This window comes from Ruminococcus sp. 8Y-12 (genome assembly GCF_058119865.1).
This window is the reverse complement of the sequence record NZ_CM176623.1, coordinates 3287227-3305984: the sequence shown is the minus strand read 5'-3', so window position 1 is coordinate 3305984 and position 18758 is coordinate 3287227. Positions and strand designations below refer to the sequence as shown.

The 18758-nt window shown below is 49.0% G+C and carries 13 protein-coding genes; all 13 read right to left on the bottom strand.

What is annotated here, in order from left to right; genetic code table 11:
* Positions 1 to 114: 114 nt before the first annotated feature.
* The 13 genes from AC0THY_RS12835 to AC0THY_RS12775 all read right to left on the bottom strand — a co-directional run bounded on the left by AC0THY_RS12835 (position 115) and on the right by AC0THY_RS12775 (position 18758).
* Complete coding sequence (locus tag AC0THY_RS12835) at positions 115 to 822, bottom strand: response regulator (protein WP_489990995.1); 708 nt, start codon at positions 820 to 822, stop codon at positions 115 to 117.
* Complete coding sequence (locus tag AC0THY_RS12830) at positions 797 to 2344, bottom strand: DUF4118 domain-containing protein (RefSeq protein ID WP_489990994.1); 1548 nt, start codon at positions 2342 to 2344, stop codon at positions 797 to 799. The genes AC0THY_RS12835 and AC0THY_RS12830 overlap by 26 nt, the downstream gene beginning before the upstream one ends.
* A complete protein-coding gene (locus AC0THY_RS12825; protein WP_489990993.1) occupies positions 2334 to 3056 on the bottom strand; it encodes a response regulator in 723 nt (240 codons plus the stop codon). Before AC0THY_RS12825 ends, AC0THY_RS12830 begins: the two co-directional genes overlap by 11 nt.
* Positions 3040 to 5757: an ATP-binding protein gene (locus tag AC0THY_RS12820; protein ID WP_489990992.1), complete on the bottom strand. Its 2718-nt coding sequence runs from the start codon at positions 5755 to 5757 to the stop codon at positions 3040 to 3042. The genes AC0THY_RS12825 and AC0THY_RS12820 overlap by 17 nt, the downstream gene beginning before the upstream one ends.
* A 14-nt stretch (positions 5758 to 5771) precedes the next feature.
* Complete coding sequence (gene kdpC / locus AC0THY_RS12815) at positions 5772 to 6380, bottom strand: potassium-transporting ATPase subunit KdpC (protein WP_489990991.1); 609 nt, start codon at positions 6378 to 6380, stop codon at positions 5772 to 5774.
* 19 nt (positions 6381 to 6399) lie between these two features.
* On the bottom strand, positions 6400 to 8475 hold the full coding sequence (kdpB, locus tag AC0THY_RS12810) for a potassium-transporting ATPase subunit KdpB (RefSeq protein WP_489990990.1): 2076 nt from the start codon (positions 8473 to 8475) through the stop codon (positions 6400 to 6402).
* Between the two features lie 13 nt (positions 8476 to 8488).
* Positions 8489 to 10306, bottom strand: coding sequence for a potassium-transporting ATPase subunit KdpA (gene kdpA / locus AC0THY_RS12805; RefSeq protein WP_489990989.1), 1818 nt, complete (start codon positions 10304 to 10306; stop codon positions 8489 to 8491).
* A gap of 289 nt (positions 10307 to 10595) precedes the next feature.
* A complete protein-coding gene (locus AC0THY_RS12800; RefSeq protein ID WP_489990988.1) occupies positions 10596 to 11288 on the bottom strand; it encodes a response regulator in 693 nt (230 codons plus the stop codon).
* A gap of 24 nt (positions 11289 to 11312) precedes the next feature.
* Positions 11313 to 12431: a sensor histidine kinase gene (locus tag AC0THY_RS12795; protein WP_489990987.1), complete on the bottom strand. Its 1119-nt coding sequence runs from the start codon at positions 12429 to 12431 to the stop codon at positions 11313 to 11315.
* A gap of 10 nt (positions 12432 to 12441) precedes the next feature.
* Positions 12442 to 13092 carry a potassium channel family protein gene (locus tag AC0THY_RS12790; protein ID WP_489990986.1) on the bottom strand — a complete coding sequence of 217 codons (651 nt, stop codon included), beginning with the start codon at positions 13090 to 13092 and terminating at the stop codon, positions 12442 to 12444.
* A 45-nt stretch (positions 13093 to 13137) separates the two neighbouring features.
* Positions 13138 to 14484 carry a TrkH family potassium uptake protein gene (locus AC0THY_RS12785; RefSeq protein ID WP_489990985.1) on the bottom strand — a complete coding sequence of 449 codons (1347 nt, stop codon included), beginning with the start codon at positions 14482 to 14484 and terminating at the stop codon, positions 13138 to 13140.
* A complete protein-coding gene (locus tag AC0THY_RS12780) occupies positions 14462 to 14956 on the bottom strand; it encodes a hypothetical protein (RefSeq protein WP_489990984.1) in 495 nt (164 codons plus the stop codon). Before AC0THY_RS12780 ends, AC0THY_RS12785 begins: the two co-directional genes overlap by 23 nt.
* A 211-nt stretch (positions 14957 to 15167) precedes the next feature.
* Positions 15168 to 18758 (bottom strand): response regulator, encoded by a 3591-nt coding sequence (locus tag AC0THY_RS12775; RefSeq protein ID WP_489990983.1) that lies wholly within the window; start codon positions 18756 to 18758, stop codon positions 15168 to 15170.

Below are 18758 nucleotides of genomic sequence, written 5' to 3'. Positions count from 1 at the left end.
TTTTCTTTACAATTAGATTATAGCCGGGGCTGTGTGAGAACGGTGTGATAGTTTTTCTTTTCCTGTGAAAATCCTGTGAGAAAAATAGAGAGGGACAAAATACTCTGTCCCTCCCTATTCCCCTGCCATCCGGTATCCGATCCCAACTTCGGTCAGAAGATACCTGGGCGTTGCAGGATTCTTTTCAATTTTTCTTCTTAAGCCCGCCATCAGTGCGCGCAGAGCCTGTGTGTCCGAGTCTGCCGGAGCTCCCCAGACCTCCTTCAATATATAGCCGCTGGTGAGCACTTTGCCCGCATTTTTCATAAAAAGGGTCATAAGGCTGAACTCCATGGGCGTCAGATGGAGAGGCATGCCTTCCAGTACCGCCTGATGCCTCTCCACATCCAGCTCCAGTTCTCCCACCAGATAGACGGACTGGGTTTTTGGGAGACCCTGACGGTACAGGTGGCGCAGCGCCACCCGTATGCGCGCAAGCAGCTCTGTAGCGGAAAAGGGTTTTGTCAGATAATCATCCGCGCCAGCATCCAGGGCAGCCGCCTTCTCCCGGTCCTGGTCCCTTGCTGACACAATGATAATCGGCAGCTCTGACCATTCCCGGACTTTGCGTACCACTTCCATTCCGTCCAGGTCCGGCAGTCCCAAATCCAGCAGCATCATTTCCGCCGGTTCCATAACCAGTTTGTGCAGCGCATCCCTGGCATTTCCTGCGGTGATACACTGAAATCCTTCTGCTCTGAGCGCATAGCAGATAAAATTGCGGATCTGCACATCATCCTCCACAACCAAAATCACCTCATGATATTGGCTCAATCTTCTCATCCTCCTTTTTTACTGTGAGCGGCAGCGTAAATAAAAACTCCGCCCCATGTCCGTCTGTCCTGTTTCTTCCGGTAATCCTTCCCCCATGGGCTTTTATGATAGCCTCGCAGATGGGCAGTCCCAGTCCAATCCCCTTTTTGGCATCCGCGGGTTTGATCTGGGAGGTGTAAAAGGTTTGGAATATATTTGGAATATCCTTCTGTGCAATTCCTTCGCCTCTATCTGACACAGTGAAAACCGCTTCCTCTCTTGAGGTATCTTTTTGAACACAGATACTGATTTCCCGGCCTGGCTCAGAGTGTTTCACCGCATTGTCCAAAAGATTAATCAGCACCTGCATAATCAGTTTACCGTCCATGGGAACCATCAGCACTTCATCCGGCACCTTCACGGATATCTCATACTCCGGGGCCCTGGACGCAAGGCGGCGGATCGCCTCACCGATGATCTCCTCCGCGGCCTCCGGCTGCCTGGCAAGAATCAGCCGGCCCTCCTGAAGCTTCGTCAGGCTCAAAATATTCTCCACAAGGGCATGGAGCCAGTGGGCATCCTTGCATATTCCTTTGGCCAGCCCGTACCTGGGATCTTTTTTATCCGACATATCCATAATCATCTCAGAGGTGCCCATAATACCGGAAAGAGGCGTTCTCAAATCATGGGATATAGCCCGCAGCAGGTTACTCCTGTAGCGCTCCTGTATGGTCTCCTGGCGGGATCTGACCTGCTGCTTTACGGAGTACTCTCTACCAAGAGCCAGTGCAGTACACTCCAGAAGTGAGTGCAAATACCGGTTGTCCCCATCGGAAAAACGTACGGCCCGTTCCCTGGGTATCCGCACAATTCCGAGTATCTGACCTTTACTGTATACCGGATAATCAAAAAACGCTCCGTTTTCATCATAATCCTTTTTCAGAAATTGTATTCTATGTGTCAGCTCCTCATCCGCCTGCGTTCTCCTGACGGTCGCACCGTCCTCCTCTACCTGGATAAAATTAGCTTCCGCCTTTCCCTCCTCGCTAAAGCAGAGAAAAACTGCTCTGCAGTCTAGCCGGTTTCCGGCAGCCTTCACGGCGGCCCGGGCAATCTCCGACGTATCTGACGCCTCAGCCAGATGGCTGGTAAACTGGTATAGGGCCTGTGTCTCCCGCTCCCGCTCCAGGGCGTTTATCTCGCTCTCCTTTGCCTTGGAGGTCAATGCGCTGGTGACCACTGCCGCTCCGGTCATGATCCCAAAGGTAATCAGATAAGCCGGATCATTGACGTTAAGCGTGTAATACGGCTCCGTAAAAAAGTAATTAAAGGCCAGGGTAGCCGCAACAGAAGTCAAAAGCCCTGCCGCATACCCCTCTGTCAGCCTGGAGGTGACCAGGACTGCCAGGATATACAGCAGCACAACATTGGTATCTGAAAAGCCGGCCTTTTCAAAGAACCAGCCCAGCCCCGTTGCTGCTGCCAGCAGGCAGAGTGCCGTGACAGTATACTTAAGCGGCTTACTTTTGAGAATGGCAAATTCATTTTTCATCCGGCCCTGCTCCTATCCGGTTCATCTTATATCCGATACCCACTCTTGTGTGGATATAGGCGGGATTTTCCCTGTCCGGCTCTATCTTCTTTCTGAGTGTTGCCATGAACACACGAAGAGAGGGAATATCACTGCCCTGGACATTTTCCCAGACCTCATGCATCATGTACTGGTGGGTGAGGACCTTGCCCACATTTCTCGCCAGCAGGCACAAGAGCCGGTATTCAATGGGCGAGAGGTGGACTTCCGCTCCCTTCATATACACGGCGGCCGCCGCAAAGTCGATTCTCAGATCCCCATTCTCAAATATAGTACTTTCTGCTCCTGAACTCCCCTGCATATAGCTGATCCTCCGGAAAGTAGATCGGAGTCTGGCCAAGAGTTCCTCCACGCTGAAGGGCTTGGTCAAATAATCATCCGCCCCGGCGTCCAATGCCTCAATCTTGTCCCTGTCCTCATTCCTGGCGCTGATCACGATAATCGGAACCGAAGAGAAGGTCCGGACCTTCTTAATGATATCCATTCCATCCATATCCGGAAGCCCCAGGTCCAAAAGAATGATCTCCGGGCGGCGGGACACGATCTCTATCATCGCCTGATTGCCGTTTTTGGCCTTTGTATAGTGGTATCCCTGTGTTTCCAGTGTGGTGGCAATCAGGTTGCTGATGGCCTTCTCATCCTCTACAATCAAAAGGTTATGCTTCGCTGCCAATCCCCTCTACCTCCTCTTCTCTCAGGTCAAAAGCAAAAATACTGCCTTTTGGTATATTGTCTCTCACAGTCAGCTTTCCGCCGTGGGCCGCCACAATAGACCTGCACAGTGCCAGGCCCACCCCCATGCTTCTTCTGCTGTCCGCCAACGTCTTATTTTCCGCATAGAACATGTCAAATATCCTCTCTTTGCTGGCATCCAAAATCCCTTCCCCATTGTCCGCAATTTCCACCAGTATTCTCCCCAGTCTTTTTTTCGCAGAGATGACAATGCTTGTTCCCTCAGACGTATATTTCAGAGCATTGTCCACAATATTCAGGATTACCTGCATAATCAGCTTGGCATCCATCCAGGCCATAAGAAACTCATCCTGCAGGTCTATCCGTATCACATGTCCCTGCGTTCTTCTCTTAATGTGGGTCAACGCCTCCTGGATCACATCCTCCAAAAGCTCAGGCTGCAAATTCAGCTGCATATTTCCATTTTCAATTCTGGTGACAGACAGCAGATTTTCCACCAGATTGTACAGCCAGACAGAATCATCGTAAATGCCTTCATACAGTTTATGCTTCTGTTCACCGGATAAATTTAGCTCCTGCTCCAAGAGTATTCCCGAGTTTCCGGAAATACTTGTCAGGGGAGTGCGCAGATCATGGGAAATGCTTCGCAGAAGATTGGCCCTGAGCTGCTCCTGCTTCATCTTCATATCGGCCTGCAGCTTTTCTTTGCTGACATAGTCTCTCTCCAAAGCCATAGCCGCCTCGTTCAGGATGGCATTCATCAGGCTCTCGTCAAAGGCGGACATATATTTCTCTCCCATGCATATTCCAACCACGCCAAACACACGCTCACCGCTTCGCACAGCTAAGTAAAGCCCCTTTGCACCCGGAAGGGTATTGGTCATTGCCCCGGCATGTTTGTTGTTTCGGCAGCACCACACTGCCACCGCCACTTCATCCTGGGACAGCAGCAGCTCAATTTGGCTGTCCTCTTCTTTGGGGAATCTGAGTACCTCCGTCTCTATCTCCGGATCACCCCCATAGTAGATAATATCTCTGTCCAAAAGTTTGACCAGCTGTCTGCCCATCACTTCCGCTATCTGTACACTATCCTTTGCTATCTGAAGCTTCTGGCTCGTTTCCAGCAGGGTCTCCATCCTCCATGCCCGCTTGGCAGCCTGGCGGCCGAAAATCTTGACCTTTTTTGCCAGAAATGCTGTGATGAAACCTGCCAGGAACATAATGCCAAAGGTAACAATATAGCCGGGCTTATCCACCAGCAGGGTCCATCTGGGATTGGTAAAAAAGAAATTAAAACAGGCTACACTGAGCACAGAGGCCAAAATATTGAAGACCTGGCTCTCAGTCACTAGTGCATTCATCAGAATGCCCAGAATATAAAGGGTAATAATATTTGCCTCGTCAAATTTCCAGTAACCGAACAGCAGGGATATGGCAGTAACTCCTATCAGGATCACGGCAGTCGCCCCCACATCCCGCAGCATTGTTTTTTTCCTGTCTTCCCGCTCCCGCCTGCGGACATACTTCTTGGCGTATCGGTTCTCATAGGTATCCGGTATCAGATAAATCTCTGTCTTGGGCAGCAATCGGGACAGCTGGTCCGAAAAACTTACCTGGCGCGTAAAGGGACTCCTTTTGTTGTAGCTTCTGCCCAGTACGATCTTAGATACCCCGGAAACACGGGCGTACTCTGCAATCTGCCGTGTAATATCACCTCCGTAGAGCACCACTGTCTTAGCCCCCAGCTGTTCCGCCAGTCTCTGATTCATACGAAGCCTCATGGCGTCCTCATCCCCAAGCCGTTCCGCTCCCGGTTCCTCCACATGTGCCGCCGTAAATCTCGCCTTGAATGCCTTGGCCATTCTGGCTGCCGCGCGGATCACCTTTGCACTTGAGGGGGAGGGGGAAAGACAGACCATGATGTGTTCATCCGTATAATACTCGCTGTCCGGATTCCGCTCTCTGCTCTTTTCCGTTGTCTGATTTACATGGTCCGCGGTACGCCGCAGCGCAATCTCTCTGAGCGCAGTCAGATTGTCTGCCTGAAAGAAATGATCCATAGCACTTCCTGCCTGATTTTTCCGGTAGATCTTCCCCTCCTTCAGTCGTTCCTGTAGTTCCTCCGGCTCAATATCCACCAGTTCCACCTGATTGGCATTGTCAAAAATAAAGTCTGGGATGCGCTCCTTTACCATCACCCCTGTTATGGAGGCAACTATATCAGCCAGGCTCTCCAGGTGCTGTACATTTACGGTAGTGTAAACATTGATTCCATGTTTCAACAGCTCCTGTATGTCCTGATACCGTTTCCTGTGCCGGCATCCCTGGGCATTTGTGTGCGCCAGTTCATCCACCAGGATAAGCTGTGGTTTCCTGCTGACGGCACGGTCCAGGTCAAACTCCCTCAGAACAATATTTCTGTATGATATCTCCCGGACAGGCAGTACCTCCAGACCATTCAAAAGAGCCATGGTCTCCGGTCTGGCGTGGGGCTCGATATATCCGGCAACCACATCCATCCCCTCCTCCATAGCTGTATGTGCAGACTGCAGCATGGCGTAGGTTTTGCCCACGCCTGCTGCATATCCAAAGAAGATCTTCAGTTTTCCCCTGTTCTTCCTCTGCTCCTCTTCATTAATCTCTTTCAAAAGTTTATTTGGATCAGGTCGATTTTCACTCATAAGTCCATTCCTCTCTATTCGGCGAGGATACCATCCAGAGCCAGGTTTACTTCCAAAACATTTACCGTATTTTCTCCAAGTATACCAAATAGTTTGCCGTTTGTATACTTTTTGATGACCTCCCTGACCTGGTCCTCAGTCATATCGTTGGCCTTTGCCAGACGCGGTACCTGGTACTCTGCCGCCGCCGGGGAGATGTGAGGGTCCAGCCCGCTTCCGGACACTGTAACCAATTCTACCGGGATGGCCTCCTCCTTTGCATCCGGATTCGCCTCTTTGATCATGCTGACCCTCTGTGCCACTGCCTCCTCAAACTCCTCCCCTGCCGGAGATTTGTTTGAGGCGGAGGAATACATCAGGATATTTCCCTCGTCATCCTTGTAGGTGTCCACATCAATATTCATGATCCTGCCCCACATATGTTCCTCGTCATTAAACTGCTGAGCCAAGAGCTGGCTGCCATATTTCACGCCATTCACTTCAATAATACTTCCATTCGCTTTTTTTCCAAAAAAGACCTGTGCTATTCCGGTGATTGCCAAGGTATAGATCAGCCCGCAAACCACCATCATAATCAAAAATAGAATCAAAGCCCTGGAAAAAACTCCTTTTTCTTTCTTCATAATTCTTCCATCCTCTCTTTTAGAACAGTCCTGTCAATACCAGAAGCATGTCGATCAGCTTTATGCAGATAAACGGGGCAATAATGCCGCCCACGCCATAGACCAGCAGGTTTCTGGACAGCAACTTCCCGGCGGAGACTTCGCGGTATTTGACTCCCTTCAATGCCAGCGGTATCAATGCGATGATGATCAGGGCATTGTAGATAATGGCTGAGAAGATCGCACTCTCGGCACTGTGAAGCCCCATAATATTCAGCTTCGCAAGCCCGGGATAAAGACCCATAAACAGAGCCGGAATAATAGCGAAATATTTTGCCACATCATTTGCAATACTGAAGGTAGTCAGGCTTCCTCTTGTCATGAGCAGCTGTTTTCCAATCCTCACAATATCGATTAGCTTTGTGGGTGAGGAATCCAGGTCCACCATGTTTCCGGCCTCTTTTGCGGCCTGGGTACCGGTGTTCATAGCAACCGCCACATCGGCCTGTGCCAGTGCGGGAGCATCGTTGGTTCCGTCTCCGGTCATTGCCACCATGTGCCCCTTGGCCTGAAGCTCGCGGATCATTGAGAGCTTTCCCTCAGGCGTGGCCTCTGCCAGAAAATCATCCACGCCTGCCTCCGCTGCGATGGCTGCCGCGGTGAGGGGATTATCTCCCGTGATCATAACTGTACGGATACCCATTTTGCGTAAATCTGCAAACTTTTCCTTTACTCCTGATTTAATGATATCCTTCAGATGAATCACACCCAGAATCATATGGTCCTTTGCTACCACAAGGGGAGTACCTCCCTGGTTGGATATTTTCTTTACTACCTCATCGCATTCCCCGCTGTAGATACCACCCGAGGCTTCCACGTATTCCCTCATGGCATCTGCCGCTCCTTTTCTTATGCGGGCATCCTTTGTATCCACACCGCTCATTCTGGTTTTCGCGGTAAATGGAATAAATTTCATGTTTGCGTCTGTAAGATTTCGCTCCCTTATACCAAACTTTTCCTTTGCCAGTACCACAACGCTTCTTCCCTCCGGCGTTTCATCCGGGAGGGATGAGAGCTGGGCCGCATCCGCAAGCTCCCTCTCAGAATGTCCGTCCACAGGGATAAAAGCTGCCGCCTGTCTGTTGCCAAGGGTAATGGTTCCTGTCTTATCCAGCAGCAGGGTATCCACATCTCCCGCCGCCTCAATCGCGCGGCCGCTCATGGCCAGTACATTTGCCTGGTTCAGTCTGCTCATACCAGCAATACCGATGGCGGAGAGCAAGGCCCCGATGGTGGTGGGTGCCAGGCAGACCAGCAGCGCTACCAGAGAGGTTACGGAGGTAGGATTGCTGATTTCCGCCTGATTTGCTGAAAACAGGGAGTATGCATACAGTGACATGGTCACCAGTATAAAGATTATGGACAATGCCACCAAAAATATCTCCAATGCAATTTCATTCGGCGTCTTCTTTCTGGCAGCGCCTTCCACCATGGCTATCATCTTGTCCAGAAAACTGGCCCCCGGTTCACTTGTGATACGCACTGCAATCCAGTCGGAGAGCACCATGGTACCTCCTGTCACAGCACTGCGGTCCCCGCCTGCCTCACGGACTACCGGAGCAGACTCGCCTGTGATGGCGCTCTCGTCCACAGAGGCCGCCCCTTCTATAACCTCTCCGTCACCTGGAATCGATTCCCCAGCCTTTACAATCACAATATCCCCCTTCACCAAATTTGCGGACGCAACCCTGGTGATCTGCTCCTTCTGGTTCAAAGAAGGGATCTTGTGAGCCTCCACATCCCTCTTGGCAGCGCGCAGAGAGTCGGCCTGTGCCTTGCCCCTGCCCTCTGCGATGGCTTCTGCGAAGTTTGCAAAGAGCACCGTGAACCAGAGAATCACCGCAATCCCTAAAATATATCCCCAAGCCGCATCTTTGATTCCGAAAAGAGCCGCTATAAACAGTACGGTTGTCATGACTGCGGAAACAAATACCAGAAACATAACGGGATTTTTGATCTGCGTCTTTGGCGCCAGCTTCATAAATGCATCCTTAATGGCGCGCATAACCATTTTTTTGTTGTGCAGTGCACTCTGTGTCTCTGTATGATTGCTCATTTCTTCTACCTCCTTAAGCTATCATCTGAAAAAATTCCGCGATTGGTCCAAGGGACAGGGCCGGGAAGAAACTTAAGGCTCCCACCAGCAGTACCACAAAGATCAGAAGGAATATAAACAAGCCGTTTGCAGTGGAGAGCGTGCCGGCTGTTACGGCAACCTTTTTCTTAGCTGCCATGTGGCCTGCAATTGCAAGCATGGTAACCATTGGTATAAAACGGACGACAAGCATTACCAGCCCGATGGAAACATTCAGAAACGGTGTATCGGCGTTGAATCCAGCAAATGCAGACCCGTTGTTGCCTCCCGCGGATGAATAAGTGTAGAGCACCTCAGACAAGCCGTGAGCTCCGGGGTTATTTAAACTGTCCGCTGTTGCAGGCAGCAGAGCTGCGATACCGCTTCCGATTAAGATCGCAATGGGAGTGGCCAGACAGCAGAGCACTGCCATCTTCATCTCAAAAGGCTCGATTTTCTTGCCCAAGTATTCAGGGGTACGCCCCACCATCAGCCCTGCTATAAACACTGCCAGTATGGCAAAGGCCAGCATTCCGTAAAGTCCGCAGCCGACGCCTCCAAATACGACCTCTCCCAGCTGCATCAAAAGCATTGGCACAAGTCCTCCGATTGGGGTATAAGAGTCGTGCATGGAGTTTACAGAACCATTTGAGGCTGCTGTTGTAAATGTGGCCCAGGTGACTGATGTTGCAATGCCGAACCTGGTCTCCTTGCCTTCCATATTTCCACCCGCTGTCCCATCTGTGCTGGCCACAGCAACCGCACCATTCTGTGCAAGCTGAGGCGTTCCTGCCTGTTCATTGTACGCGCAGACGGCCAATGCACCTGTCAGCATGATAAACATGGCTGCAAATATGGCGACACCCTGCTTTTTATCTTTTACATTTCTACCAAAGGTAAAGCATAAGCCCACTGGTATCAAAAGCAATGACAGCATTTCAAGCAAGTTTGTGAAAATAGTAGGATTCTCAAATGGATGTGCAGAGTTCACCCCAAAGAATCCGCCGCCGTTGGTTCCCAGCTGCTTAATCGCAATCTGACTGGCCGCAGGCCCAAGGGGCACAACCTCCTCCGTCACAATAGAGGCATCCGGAACGACCTGACCATCCACCATAACTGTCTGGGTTTCTCTGTCAATAACCGCCTCTTCTATGATCCCACCCTCTGCGTCAACTGCAATTGGCTCCACCAGCTGCACCTTATCATACGGGGAGAAATTCTGCACAACTCCCTGTGACGCCAGGGCAATAGCCACAATGATTGCCAGCGGCAAGAGTATGTACAATACCGACCTGGTCAAATCCACCCAGAAACTTCCGATTCCTTTTTCCTTTACTTTTACAAAACCGCGGATCACAGCAAAGAGTACAGCGATTCCTGTGGCGGCTGATACAAAGTTCTGTACCGTAAGCCCCATCATCTGTGAAAAATAACTGAGACCGGACTCACCGCTGTAGGCCTGCCAGTTTGTATTGGTCATAAAACTGGCCGCTGTATTAAAGGCAAGATGCCATGAGTTGCCTTCGATCCTCTCAGGATTGAAAGGTAGGATTCCCTGAAGCATCAGCATCAGGAATAATATTGCAAAACCGATCACATTAAAAAATATGGCACTCAAAGCATATTTTTTTGCAGTCATCTGCTCGTCGCTCTTTACATGCATCACACGGTAGAACAGCCGTTCGCAGGGCCCCAGAATTCTGCTTAAGAAGACCTTTTCCCCATTCATTACTTTACCCATGTAGGCGCCCAGAGGAATGCCCAGTGCCACAAGTATAATCAGATAAACTGCATACTGAATCACTGTTTCCATTACCTGTCATCTCCTTTCAGTAAGATCGCTGTGTAATAAACTAACATTCCGATACCAGCTGCCCCAATGAGCCAAATTAAGATTTCCATAATATTTCTCCTTTCCTATTGCTTTTGCATTTGCAGTATAGCAAAGCCCGCATAAAATAGGGGTTAGAGAAATCCGTACCGTGTTAAAATTGTGTTAAAATCGTCTCAAAGCCTGTACACTTTTGAAAATGCTCTCCAGATACAACAAAAACCTGAAAGACATGACCCTGTCTTCCAGGTTTTTTTACGCACATCACGCGCTATTCGGTAAACCGATAGCCAACCCCCACTTCCGTGATAATAAACCTGGGATTGGCTGTATCCTTTTCAATTTTTCGTCTGAGCGTTGCCATAAACACCCTCAGGCTGTTTGGGTCGCCGCCCTCCCCGTAACCCCAGATCTGACTCTGAATCTGGTTGTGGGTCAGCACCTTTCCCCTGTTTGTGACCAAAAGATTCAGCAGCTTATATTCAATAGGGGTCAGATGGATTTCCTGTCCGTCAATATAGACCTGCCGTTTTTCAAAGTCAATTTTCAAATAAGCCCTCTCAAACACAGCCGACGGTTCCGGCCCTGTGCTCTTCTCAGCCTTTCTAACTGCAACCCGGATTCGGGCCAGCAGTTCCCCCATGTAAAAGGGTTTTACCACATAGTCGTCTGCTCCCAGATCCAGAGCCTTGATCTTCTCCCCCTCCTCCTGTCTGGCGGAAACGACAATGATCGGCCTGTCAGAGTAACTGCGGATATGTTCAATCACCTCAATGCCATCTATGTCCGGAAGCCCCAGATCAAGTATTACTATATCAGGATTGTTGGCATAGCAAAGACTGATAGCCTCTCTTCCGGTAGCTGTCTTTATATACCGGTAGCCCTCCTGCTTTAAGCTCATGCATATAAAATTGGATATGTACTTGTCATCCTCAACAATCAGTACCAATATCTCTCTGTCCATACTCTGCTACCTCTCCTAGAGTGATTACTCATTTTTACTGCCAGCTAAGGAAACCTCTTTGGGCAGACTGAAACGGAAACAAGCTCCCCCTGTCTCTCTGTTAAAGCCCTCTATTCTGCCTTCGTGGGCCGCCACAATCGCTTTGCAGATGGCTAGGCCAAGGCCGATCCCCTTGCCAGTGTCCTTGCTGCCCGGGCGGAAAGTCACAAATTCCTCAAAAAGCTTATCTTTTATGGTCTCCTCAATGCCATTTCCGTTGTCCTCCACCTGAAACCATACCATCTCTGCATCCTCGCACACCCGGATCACGATACGTCCCTTTTCCTCTGTGTGTTTGATGGCATTATCCAGTAGATTCGTCAGCACCTGGACAATCATCTTACCGTCCATAGGCACCACAAGTACCGTATCCGGCACAGATATTTCGATACTTCTGCCTTTTCTCCGGCTTTTCACATGGGCCACCGCGTTGCTGATCACATCCTCCACTGCCTCAGGTTTCTTTTCCAGCACCAGGTTGCCGCTGTCAATCTTGGTCATATTCAGGATGTTTTCTACCAGCTGGATCAGCCAGTCCGCCTGATCATTGATATCTCTGGCCAGACTTTGGATACTCTCCCTGTCCAGACATGCTCCCGACTCCACAAGCAGGCTGCTGGCCCCCGCAATCCCGGTCAGAGGCGTGCGCAGATCATGGGAGATGCTGCGCAGCAGACCGCTTCTCATCTGCTCCTTCTCCATGGCAAAGCGAATCCTCTCCTGCTCCAGGGAGAGTTGCTTGGCCAGCTGTTCGTTCTCCCTTGCCACCTGCACCTGCCTCTGGAAACGAACCGTTAGATTTGAGGAGATCAGGGAGGCTATCAAGAAGAAAAAGAGCAGAATAACATCATTTTGGTTGGATATGGAAAAGGTACGCAGCGGTTCTGTAAACAAAAAATTGAACGCCATTACGCTCAAAAGGGATGCTATTATCCCATATTGGTAGCCATTGGTACAGTATGCCACCAGGAGCACCCCCACGATAAACAACATCAGTATATTTTCTTTTCCGATTCCCATTTTGTTCAGCAGAATGGAGAACAGGGATGTGACCAGCATCACTGCCAGCATTCTGCACACATATTTTACATGTTTATTTTTCATAGCTCTTATTCTAAAGGCTTTTGAGTATTTTATCAATATCTATTTTTTTGCCAATCACCATAAGGTGTTCATCCTTTCGGAACACATGATCTGCCAGGGGAAGGAGGCTTACTCTGCCCCCGTTTTTGGTACCCAGAATACTGATGTGATACTTGCTCCTAAAATCCACCTCCCGGATGCTTCTTCCGATCCACTCTCTAAGCGGCGGGATTTCACAGATGGTGAATCCCTCGTTCAGCTCAATATAGTCAAATACATTGTTGATGCTGCAGCGCACAGCCAGCTTCTCCGCAATATCCCGATTCGGATATACCACCTCGTCCGCCCCGTTCTTCAGCAGAAACTTGGCCTGAATGTCGCGGTTTGCCTTGCTGATCACATACTTAGCCCCCATCTCCTTTAAGAGATTGGTAATTTCCAGGCTGCTTTGAAAGTTGGTTCCAATGCACACAAAACACAGATCAAAGTTACCCACCCCCAGGCTGTGAAGCACCTCCTCATTGGTGCAGTCCCCGATCTTGGCGCTGGTGACTGTGGGCAGTAAATCCTCCACAGCCTCCTCCTTTATGTCCACGATCATGACCTCATTTTTCAGCTCCACCATTTTACGGCAGAGATGATGCCCGAATCTTCCTAAACCAATTATCAATACCGTTTTCATATGAACGTCTCCTTCTCTACTGTTACTGTTCACAGTAACTCTCTACTATCCTATCATCACTTTTTCCACAGGACACTGTACCGGAGCCACTTTCCGCCTCTCCGTAAAGGACAGAGCAAAAGCCATGCTGCCGATCCTCCCACAGTACATCAGCAGAACAATAATAATCCTGGAAGCAGTCCCCAGCTCCCTGGTAATTCCTGTGGACATTCCCACTGTTCCAATTGCTGAGAACACCTCAAACATCACATCCTCCATGGGCAGCGGCTGCAGATAACAGATGGCAATCGATGCTGTGATTGCCATAATCAGGCTGATAATAATCACATTGCTGGCCTTGCGGATGGCATCATCCTCCAGCCTGCGTCCAAAAATATTGCAGCCTTTGGAGTTTCTTAAGTTTGACCATACATAGATCAATAGCACAATAATGGTGGTGGTCTTAATCCCTCCTGCGGTGGAGCCCGGACTTCCCCCTATAAACATCAGCAGAATGGTCAGCAGTTTGGAGCTGGTAGTAAGTCCAGCGGTATCAATCGTGTTAAATCCAGCTGTCCTGGCTGTCACGGAGCTGAATAGGGAGGTCAATACCGTCTCCCCGACCGGCATGCCTGTCATTAGATTCTGTTTCTCAAAGATGTAAAAAAACAGAGCCCCTCCGAAAATCAGGACAAATGTGGTAAACAGCACGATCTTTGTGTGCAGCATATACTTTTTCACCTGGAACCTGTGTTTCGTCACATCGTCCCAAACCAGGAATCCAATACCTCCCACTACAATCAGTGACATGATGACCACATTCACCAGGATATCGTCAGAAAAAGTGGTAAAAGAGCTGTATTCCCCTCTGCTTCCCCCCATCAAGTCAAAGCCCGCATTGCAGAAAGCAGATACAGAGTGAAAGAGACCGAAGCACAACCCTTTTGCCAATCCAAACTCCGGTACAAAGCGGATGGATAAAAGCGCGGCCCCGGTCAGTTCAATGAGAATCGTTCCTTTAATTACCTTCCTCACCAGGCGTACCATGCCGCCCACCTGGTTGGTATTCATACTCTCCTGCACAAGCCCTCTGGTACGCAGATTAATCTTTTTATTCAGAAACATGGCGAACAGCACTCCAATGGTTACAAACCCTAAGCCCCCGATCTGTATCATCATCAGAATGACACATTGCCCGAATATGCTCCAATGCACACTGGTATCCGCCACCACAAGCCCTGTTACACAGGTGGAACTGGTGGCTGTAAACAGCGCTGTCACAAAGCTTGTAGTTTCCCCCGGCTCTGTGGCAACTGGCAGCATCAACAAAATTGTTCCAAGCGATATTACCAGAAAGTACCCCAGTGCAATCAACTGCGGTCTGGTCATTTTACTGCGAATATTCTGTAACATTTCTCTTCCTCACAATCTCATATAAATTCTCAGCGGAAATGCCCACACGGTCCAGAACCATGATCTCATTTTCCAGATAGAGGTTCCTGTTCTTCCAGTCATTGCAGACTGCATACAGTCTTCCCCTTTTTTCTTTACCATGCAGCATCCCACAGGCCACCAGATTCTCGTAATCCGAATCATCCAATGCGAACACACAGCAGCCATTCCCAGCAGTTCTGCGGACATTTTCCTCCACCACTGCCATACGGCTGCAGTTGACACCCATGGCATTCAGGTAAGATTCGCACCCACAAGCCAGTTCCGTGTCTCCAAAAATCATCACATCGCACTCTTTCCCTTCCCTTTTCTGGGGTGTGTCATGGTAATCTTCCAGAAGATTTCCTATCTTTCTGGTGAAAAAATATCCCACAAAAAAGAGATAGCAGGCCAGCACAAATACAATCGCTATTTTCATCAAGATACTCATCATACTGGATCACCTCCGTCCAACGGTGTAAAAACAGAATTTCACATCTATTTTCTTAACTTCAGCATATCATTCTGCGTATTAAAACGGTATTAAGAATAAATGGTTCGCATTAATTTGGTATAAAGCTGAGTTTTGGTTATTTTAGCCAAAAAAATGGTGGCTCTGCTTTGTACAGAAACCACCAGCAAAATTTTAGAAAGTAAGAATTTTCCTACTCCTCTTTCCCAAATATAAAATCATAAAGTGTCTGATAGAGTTTTTCCGCATCTATGGGCTTGGCCAAGTGTGCGACCATTCCGGCTGCTTTGCTTTTCTCTATATCGTCATCAAAGGCATTCGCTGTCATAGCAATTATGGGAATGCTCCTGGCATCCGGATTACTGAGATGCCGGATATTCGTGGCAGCCGTCAGTCCGTCCATCAGAGGCATGCGGATATCCATCAAAATCGCGCTGTAGTAGCCGGGTTCTGACTTACTGAACATTTCCATTGCCCGGAGTCCGTTTTCAGCCGTTTCCACCTCAAAGCCTTTACTCTGAAGCAGCAGAACCGCTACTTCCGTATTGATGGCATTATCCTCCGCCAGCAGAATTCGCCTGCCGCTAAAATCATAATCAATCACTTGAATGCTTTGTTTTTCTTCTTCTTTCTCCCCTATCACCTGTGAAAATGCGGATACGAGAGAAGACTTGAACATTGGCTTGCTCATCAACAAATTCACACCTGCCAGCTTGGCCTCGTGCTCAATGGATGCCCAGTCATAGGCGGTCATGATTATGATGGTCACCTCCGGCCCCACGATCCGACGTATTCGGCGTGCTGTCTCTATCCCATCCATCTCAGGCATTTTCCAGTCAATTAGAATCAGATCATAGTACTTCCCGCTGCTCCAAAGAGTTTCAATCCTCTGGATAGCCTTACGCCCGCTGTCCACCCACTCAGCCTTCACCCCCATCTCCAGCAGTGTGACCACAGCGCTTTCACAGACCGCCACATCGTCATCCACCACCAGTGTCTTCAAGTGGGAGAAATTGTAGGTGTGCTTTTTCTGATTATGCCTGAGCTTTTCCTCCTCAGTGATGCCCAGCTTTACATCAATGGTAAACTCCGTTCCCACTCCTTTTATGGAACGCACGGTGATTTTACCATCCATCATATCCACGATATTCTTACAAATGGCCAGGCCCAGTCCGGTGCCGCCGTACAGGGAGGTCGTGCCGGTTGACTCCTGAGAAAATGGTTCAAAAATATGGGGAAGAAAATCCTCGCTCATTCCCACCCCGGTGTCATTTACAATAAAGCGCAGCTCCGCGTCATTCTTCGTACGCCTGCGCTGGTTAGCGGAGAAGGTAACCTTGCCTCCCTCTGGTGTAAACTTAATCGCATTGCTCAGTATATTGATCAGCACCTGCTGCAATTTCATGGCATCCCCTATGTAATAGTCATCCATCACAGGGTCCAGAATGCACTCATAGTCCACTCCCCTTCCGTTAGCCTGGGAATAGCAGATGGAATTGATTCCGTACAAAAACTCTTCTGTGGGAATCCTCTCGCTTTTCAGCAGCATTTTGCCGCTCTCGATGCGGCTCATATCCAAAATATCATTGATTAGGGACAGCAAAAAGCGGGAAGAGATTCCTATTTTAGAGATACACTCTTCCACCTGCTCATCATCCCCTATGGCTTTCGCCGCGATTGTGCTCATTCCGATGATTGCATTCATAGGTGTACGAATCTCATGGCTCATCCGCGACAGAAAATCTGTCTTTGCCGCATTTGCCTGCTCTGCCGCCACCAAAGCTGCTGCCAGCTCCTCTTTTTGGCGTTGCTCCTGCTGCACAATATCCGTCACATCCGTACGCGTCACACAGACGCGCCCCAATTCCCTGCTGATGTAGAAAACCTGGTATTTTTTGACCTTGTTTATTCTCTCCTCAGTGCTTATTTCTGTGATAAAGCTGTAGGAGTCCTGTTGTCCCAGCTTTCGCTGCATATATCCATAGTCCAGATTTCTCAGGTACTCACTCTGGTGCTCTTCATCCATCCTATCGCAGGCAAGCTTTCTTATCTCTTTTTGGAATTCTCCCTTCTGGGGCAGGCTTTCCACGCTGTTTCCAGAATTAGAGATAATGCGATAAGTATCATTTAAAATATTGACATCCACAATATTGTCATAGTCCAGATTTGTCATTTGATTGAGCAGTCTTTCCTGCATCAGCTTTTCGGTAATGTCCAGGGTGTAGAAGAATACAATGATATCTCCCGTTTCCGGATTCAGACAGGACCGAAGCCGTGTACTGCTCCAAAACAGACTTCCATCATTGCGTCTGCGCAGAAATTCGAACTGATAATCCGCTTTTCCCACGGAAAAATCATCCATTACTTTCTCTCTGTCCAGAGTATTGGATATGGTTTCCCGATCCTCCGGATTTAACGCTGAGGCCGCCAAACTCTCAATCGTTTCCCTGTAAGAAGCTCCAATATCCGCAACCGATACATTGGAGGTGGATAAATAACTCTCCAGCCTGTCCTGCGTAACGTTGATTGTCCCCTGAAGACTCCCCTCCTCGGACGCCACATCTGCGAAATAAGCTAACTCCTGCTCATAGAGCTCTCTGACATGTACCTGAAGCTGTTTTTCCTCTGTGATGTCTACAAACACGCTGTAAAAATACTGCTCTCCATCCTCCTCTGTGAACAACTGCGCTTTCACAGATACCCACTTCTCCGTGCCGTCTTTGCAGCGCAGCCGATGCTCGATCCGGATGCTTTTCCCGCCTTTTAACTGTTCCCTTAGCTTGCAGAATATCTCCTCATAGTCCTCGGGGTAAAAGATATTTGCCATCTGGTTACCCATAGCGGCAAACTCATCCCTAGTATATCCGATAAATTCAAATAGTCCGTCATTGGCGTCAATGATGGAAAGTCTCTCATCATATCTGCAACGAAAAACCGCACCCGGAATATTGTTGTATAGATGCAGAACTTCCTCCTGTGCCTGTTTCTGTACATTGATGTCCAGACACACAGAAGAAACCACCGGCCTGCCGTTCTCATCTGTAGTCTCCCTGCCGAAAACATGCACCCAGATATAGGACCCATCCTTTTTCCGCATCCGGTATTCCACTACATATTCTTTCCTCTCTGCCAGCTGTTCAGACACACTCCTGTTCACCATCTCCAGATCATCCGGATATATACAGTTTGATATCCGTCCCTGGATATCTTCCACAAACTCAGTCTCATTCTCATATCCCAGATAATCCAGCATCTTCTGATTTATAAAATAAAAAGGAAATCCATCCGCTATGTACCCGCCCATCATGCCGCCGGGATAGGATTCGTTCAGCATTTCCTGTCGCTGCTTTGCTATGGCTTCCACAACAACGGTCTGGGGATAATGCTCGCTTCCCTTTTGGCTTCTTCCAGGCTCTGCAGCGTGAAAGTTTTTAATCATCCATCCCTGTTTTTCATCCTGCTTTAAAACAAAAAATACGCGCAGGCACCAGGTATACACCGTGTTCTTCAGTTCCATCTCCATGGAAATGCTGCAGATGTCTTTCCCCAGCATCTGTTGGTGGATCATCTCAAAACTACAGGCAAATGGCTCCTGCAGCTCCCGGATATCCTGCCGGATATACGCTGTCATCTCCGCTTTTCCCTGTGCCACTTCTTTCTTTCCAGTCCCTACAAAACTTATGTCCTCTGCCAGAAACGCGGCAGCTTTCTCTGTTTTGCGCAGCTCAAACCAATTCCGGCAAAATGCCTCCACTGTCTGTAAGGCTGTTCTCTGATTCTCCAT

Coding starts and splice junctions, on each gene's coding strand:
- AC0THY_RS12835 (WP_489990995.1), bottom strand. CDS start 822: ATGAGAAGATTGAGCCAATATCATGAGGTGATTTTGGTTGTGGAGGAT.
- AC0THY_RS12830 (WP_489990994.1), bottom strand. CDS start 2,344: ATGAAAAATGAATTTGCCATTCTCAAAAGTAAGCCGCTTAAGTATACT.
- AC0THY_RS12820 (WP_489990992.1), bottom strand. CDS start 5,757: ATGAGTGAAAATCGACCTGATCCAAATAAACTTTTGAAAGAGATTAAT.
- kdpC (WP_489990991.1), bottom strand. CDS start 6,380: ATGAAGAAAGAAAAAGGAGTTTTTTCCAGGGCTTTGATTCTATTTTTG.
- kdpB (WP_489990990.1), bottom strand. CDS start 8,475: ATGAGCAATCATACAGAGACACAGAGTGCACTGCACAACAAAAAAATG.
- kdpA (WP_489990989.1), bottom strand. CDS start 10,306: ATGGAAACAGTGATTCAGTATGCAGTTTATCTGATTATACTTGTGGCA.
- AC0THY_RS12800 (WP_489990988.1), bottom strand. CDS start 11,288: ATGGACAGAGAGATATTGGTACTGATTGTTGAGGATGACAAGTACATA.
- AC0THY_RS12795 (WP_489990987.1), bottom strand. CDS start 12,431: ATGAAAAATAAACATGTAAAATATGTGTGCAGAATGCTGGCAGTGATG.
- AC0THY_RS12790 (WP_489990986.1), bottom strand. CDS start 13,092: ATGAAAACGGTATTGATAATTGGTTTAGGAAGATTCGGGCATCATCTC.
- AC0THY_RS12785 (WP_489990985.1), bottom strand. CDS start 14,484: ATGTTACAGAATATTCGCAGTAAAATGACCAGACCGCAGTTGATTGCA.
- AC0THY_RS12780 (WP_489990984.1), bottom strand. CDS start 14,956: ATGATGAGTATCTTGATGAAAATAGCGATTGTATTTGTGCTGGCCTGC.
- AC0THY_RS12775 (WP_489990983.1), bottom strand. CDS start 18,758: ATGGAGAATCAGAGAACAGCCTTACAGACAGTGGAGGCATTTTGCCGG.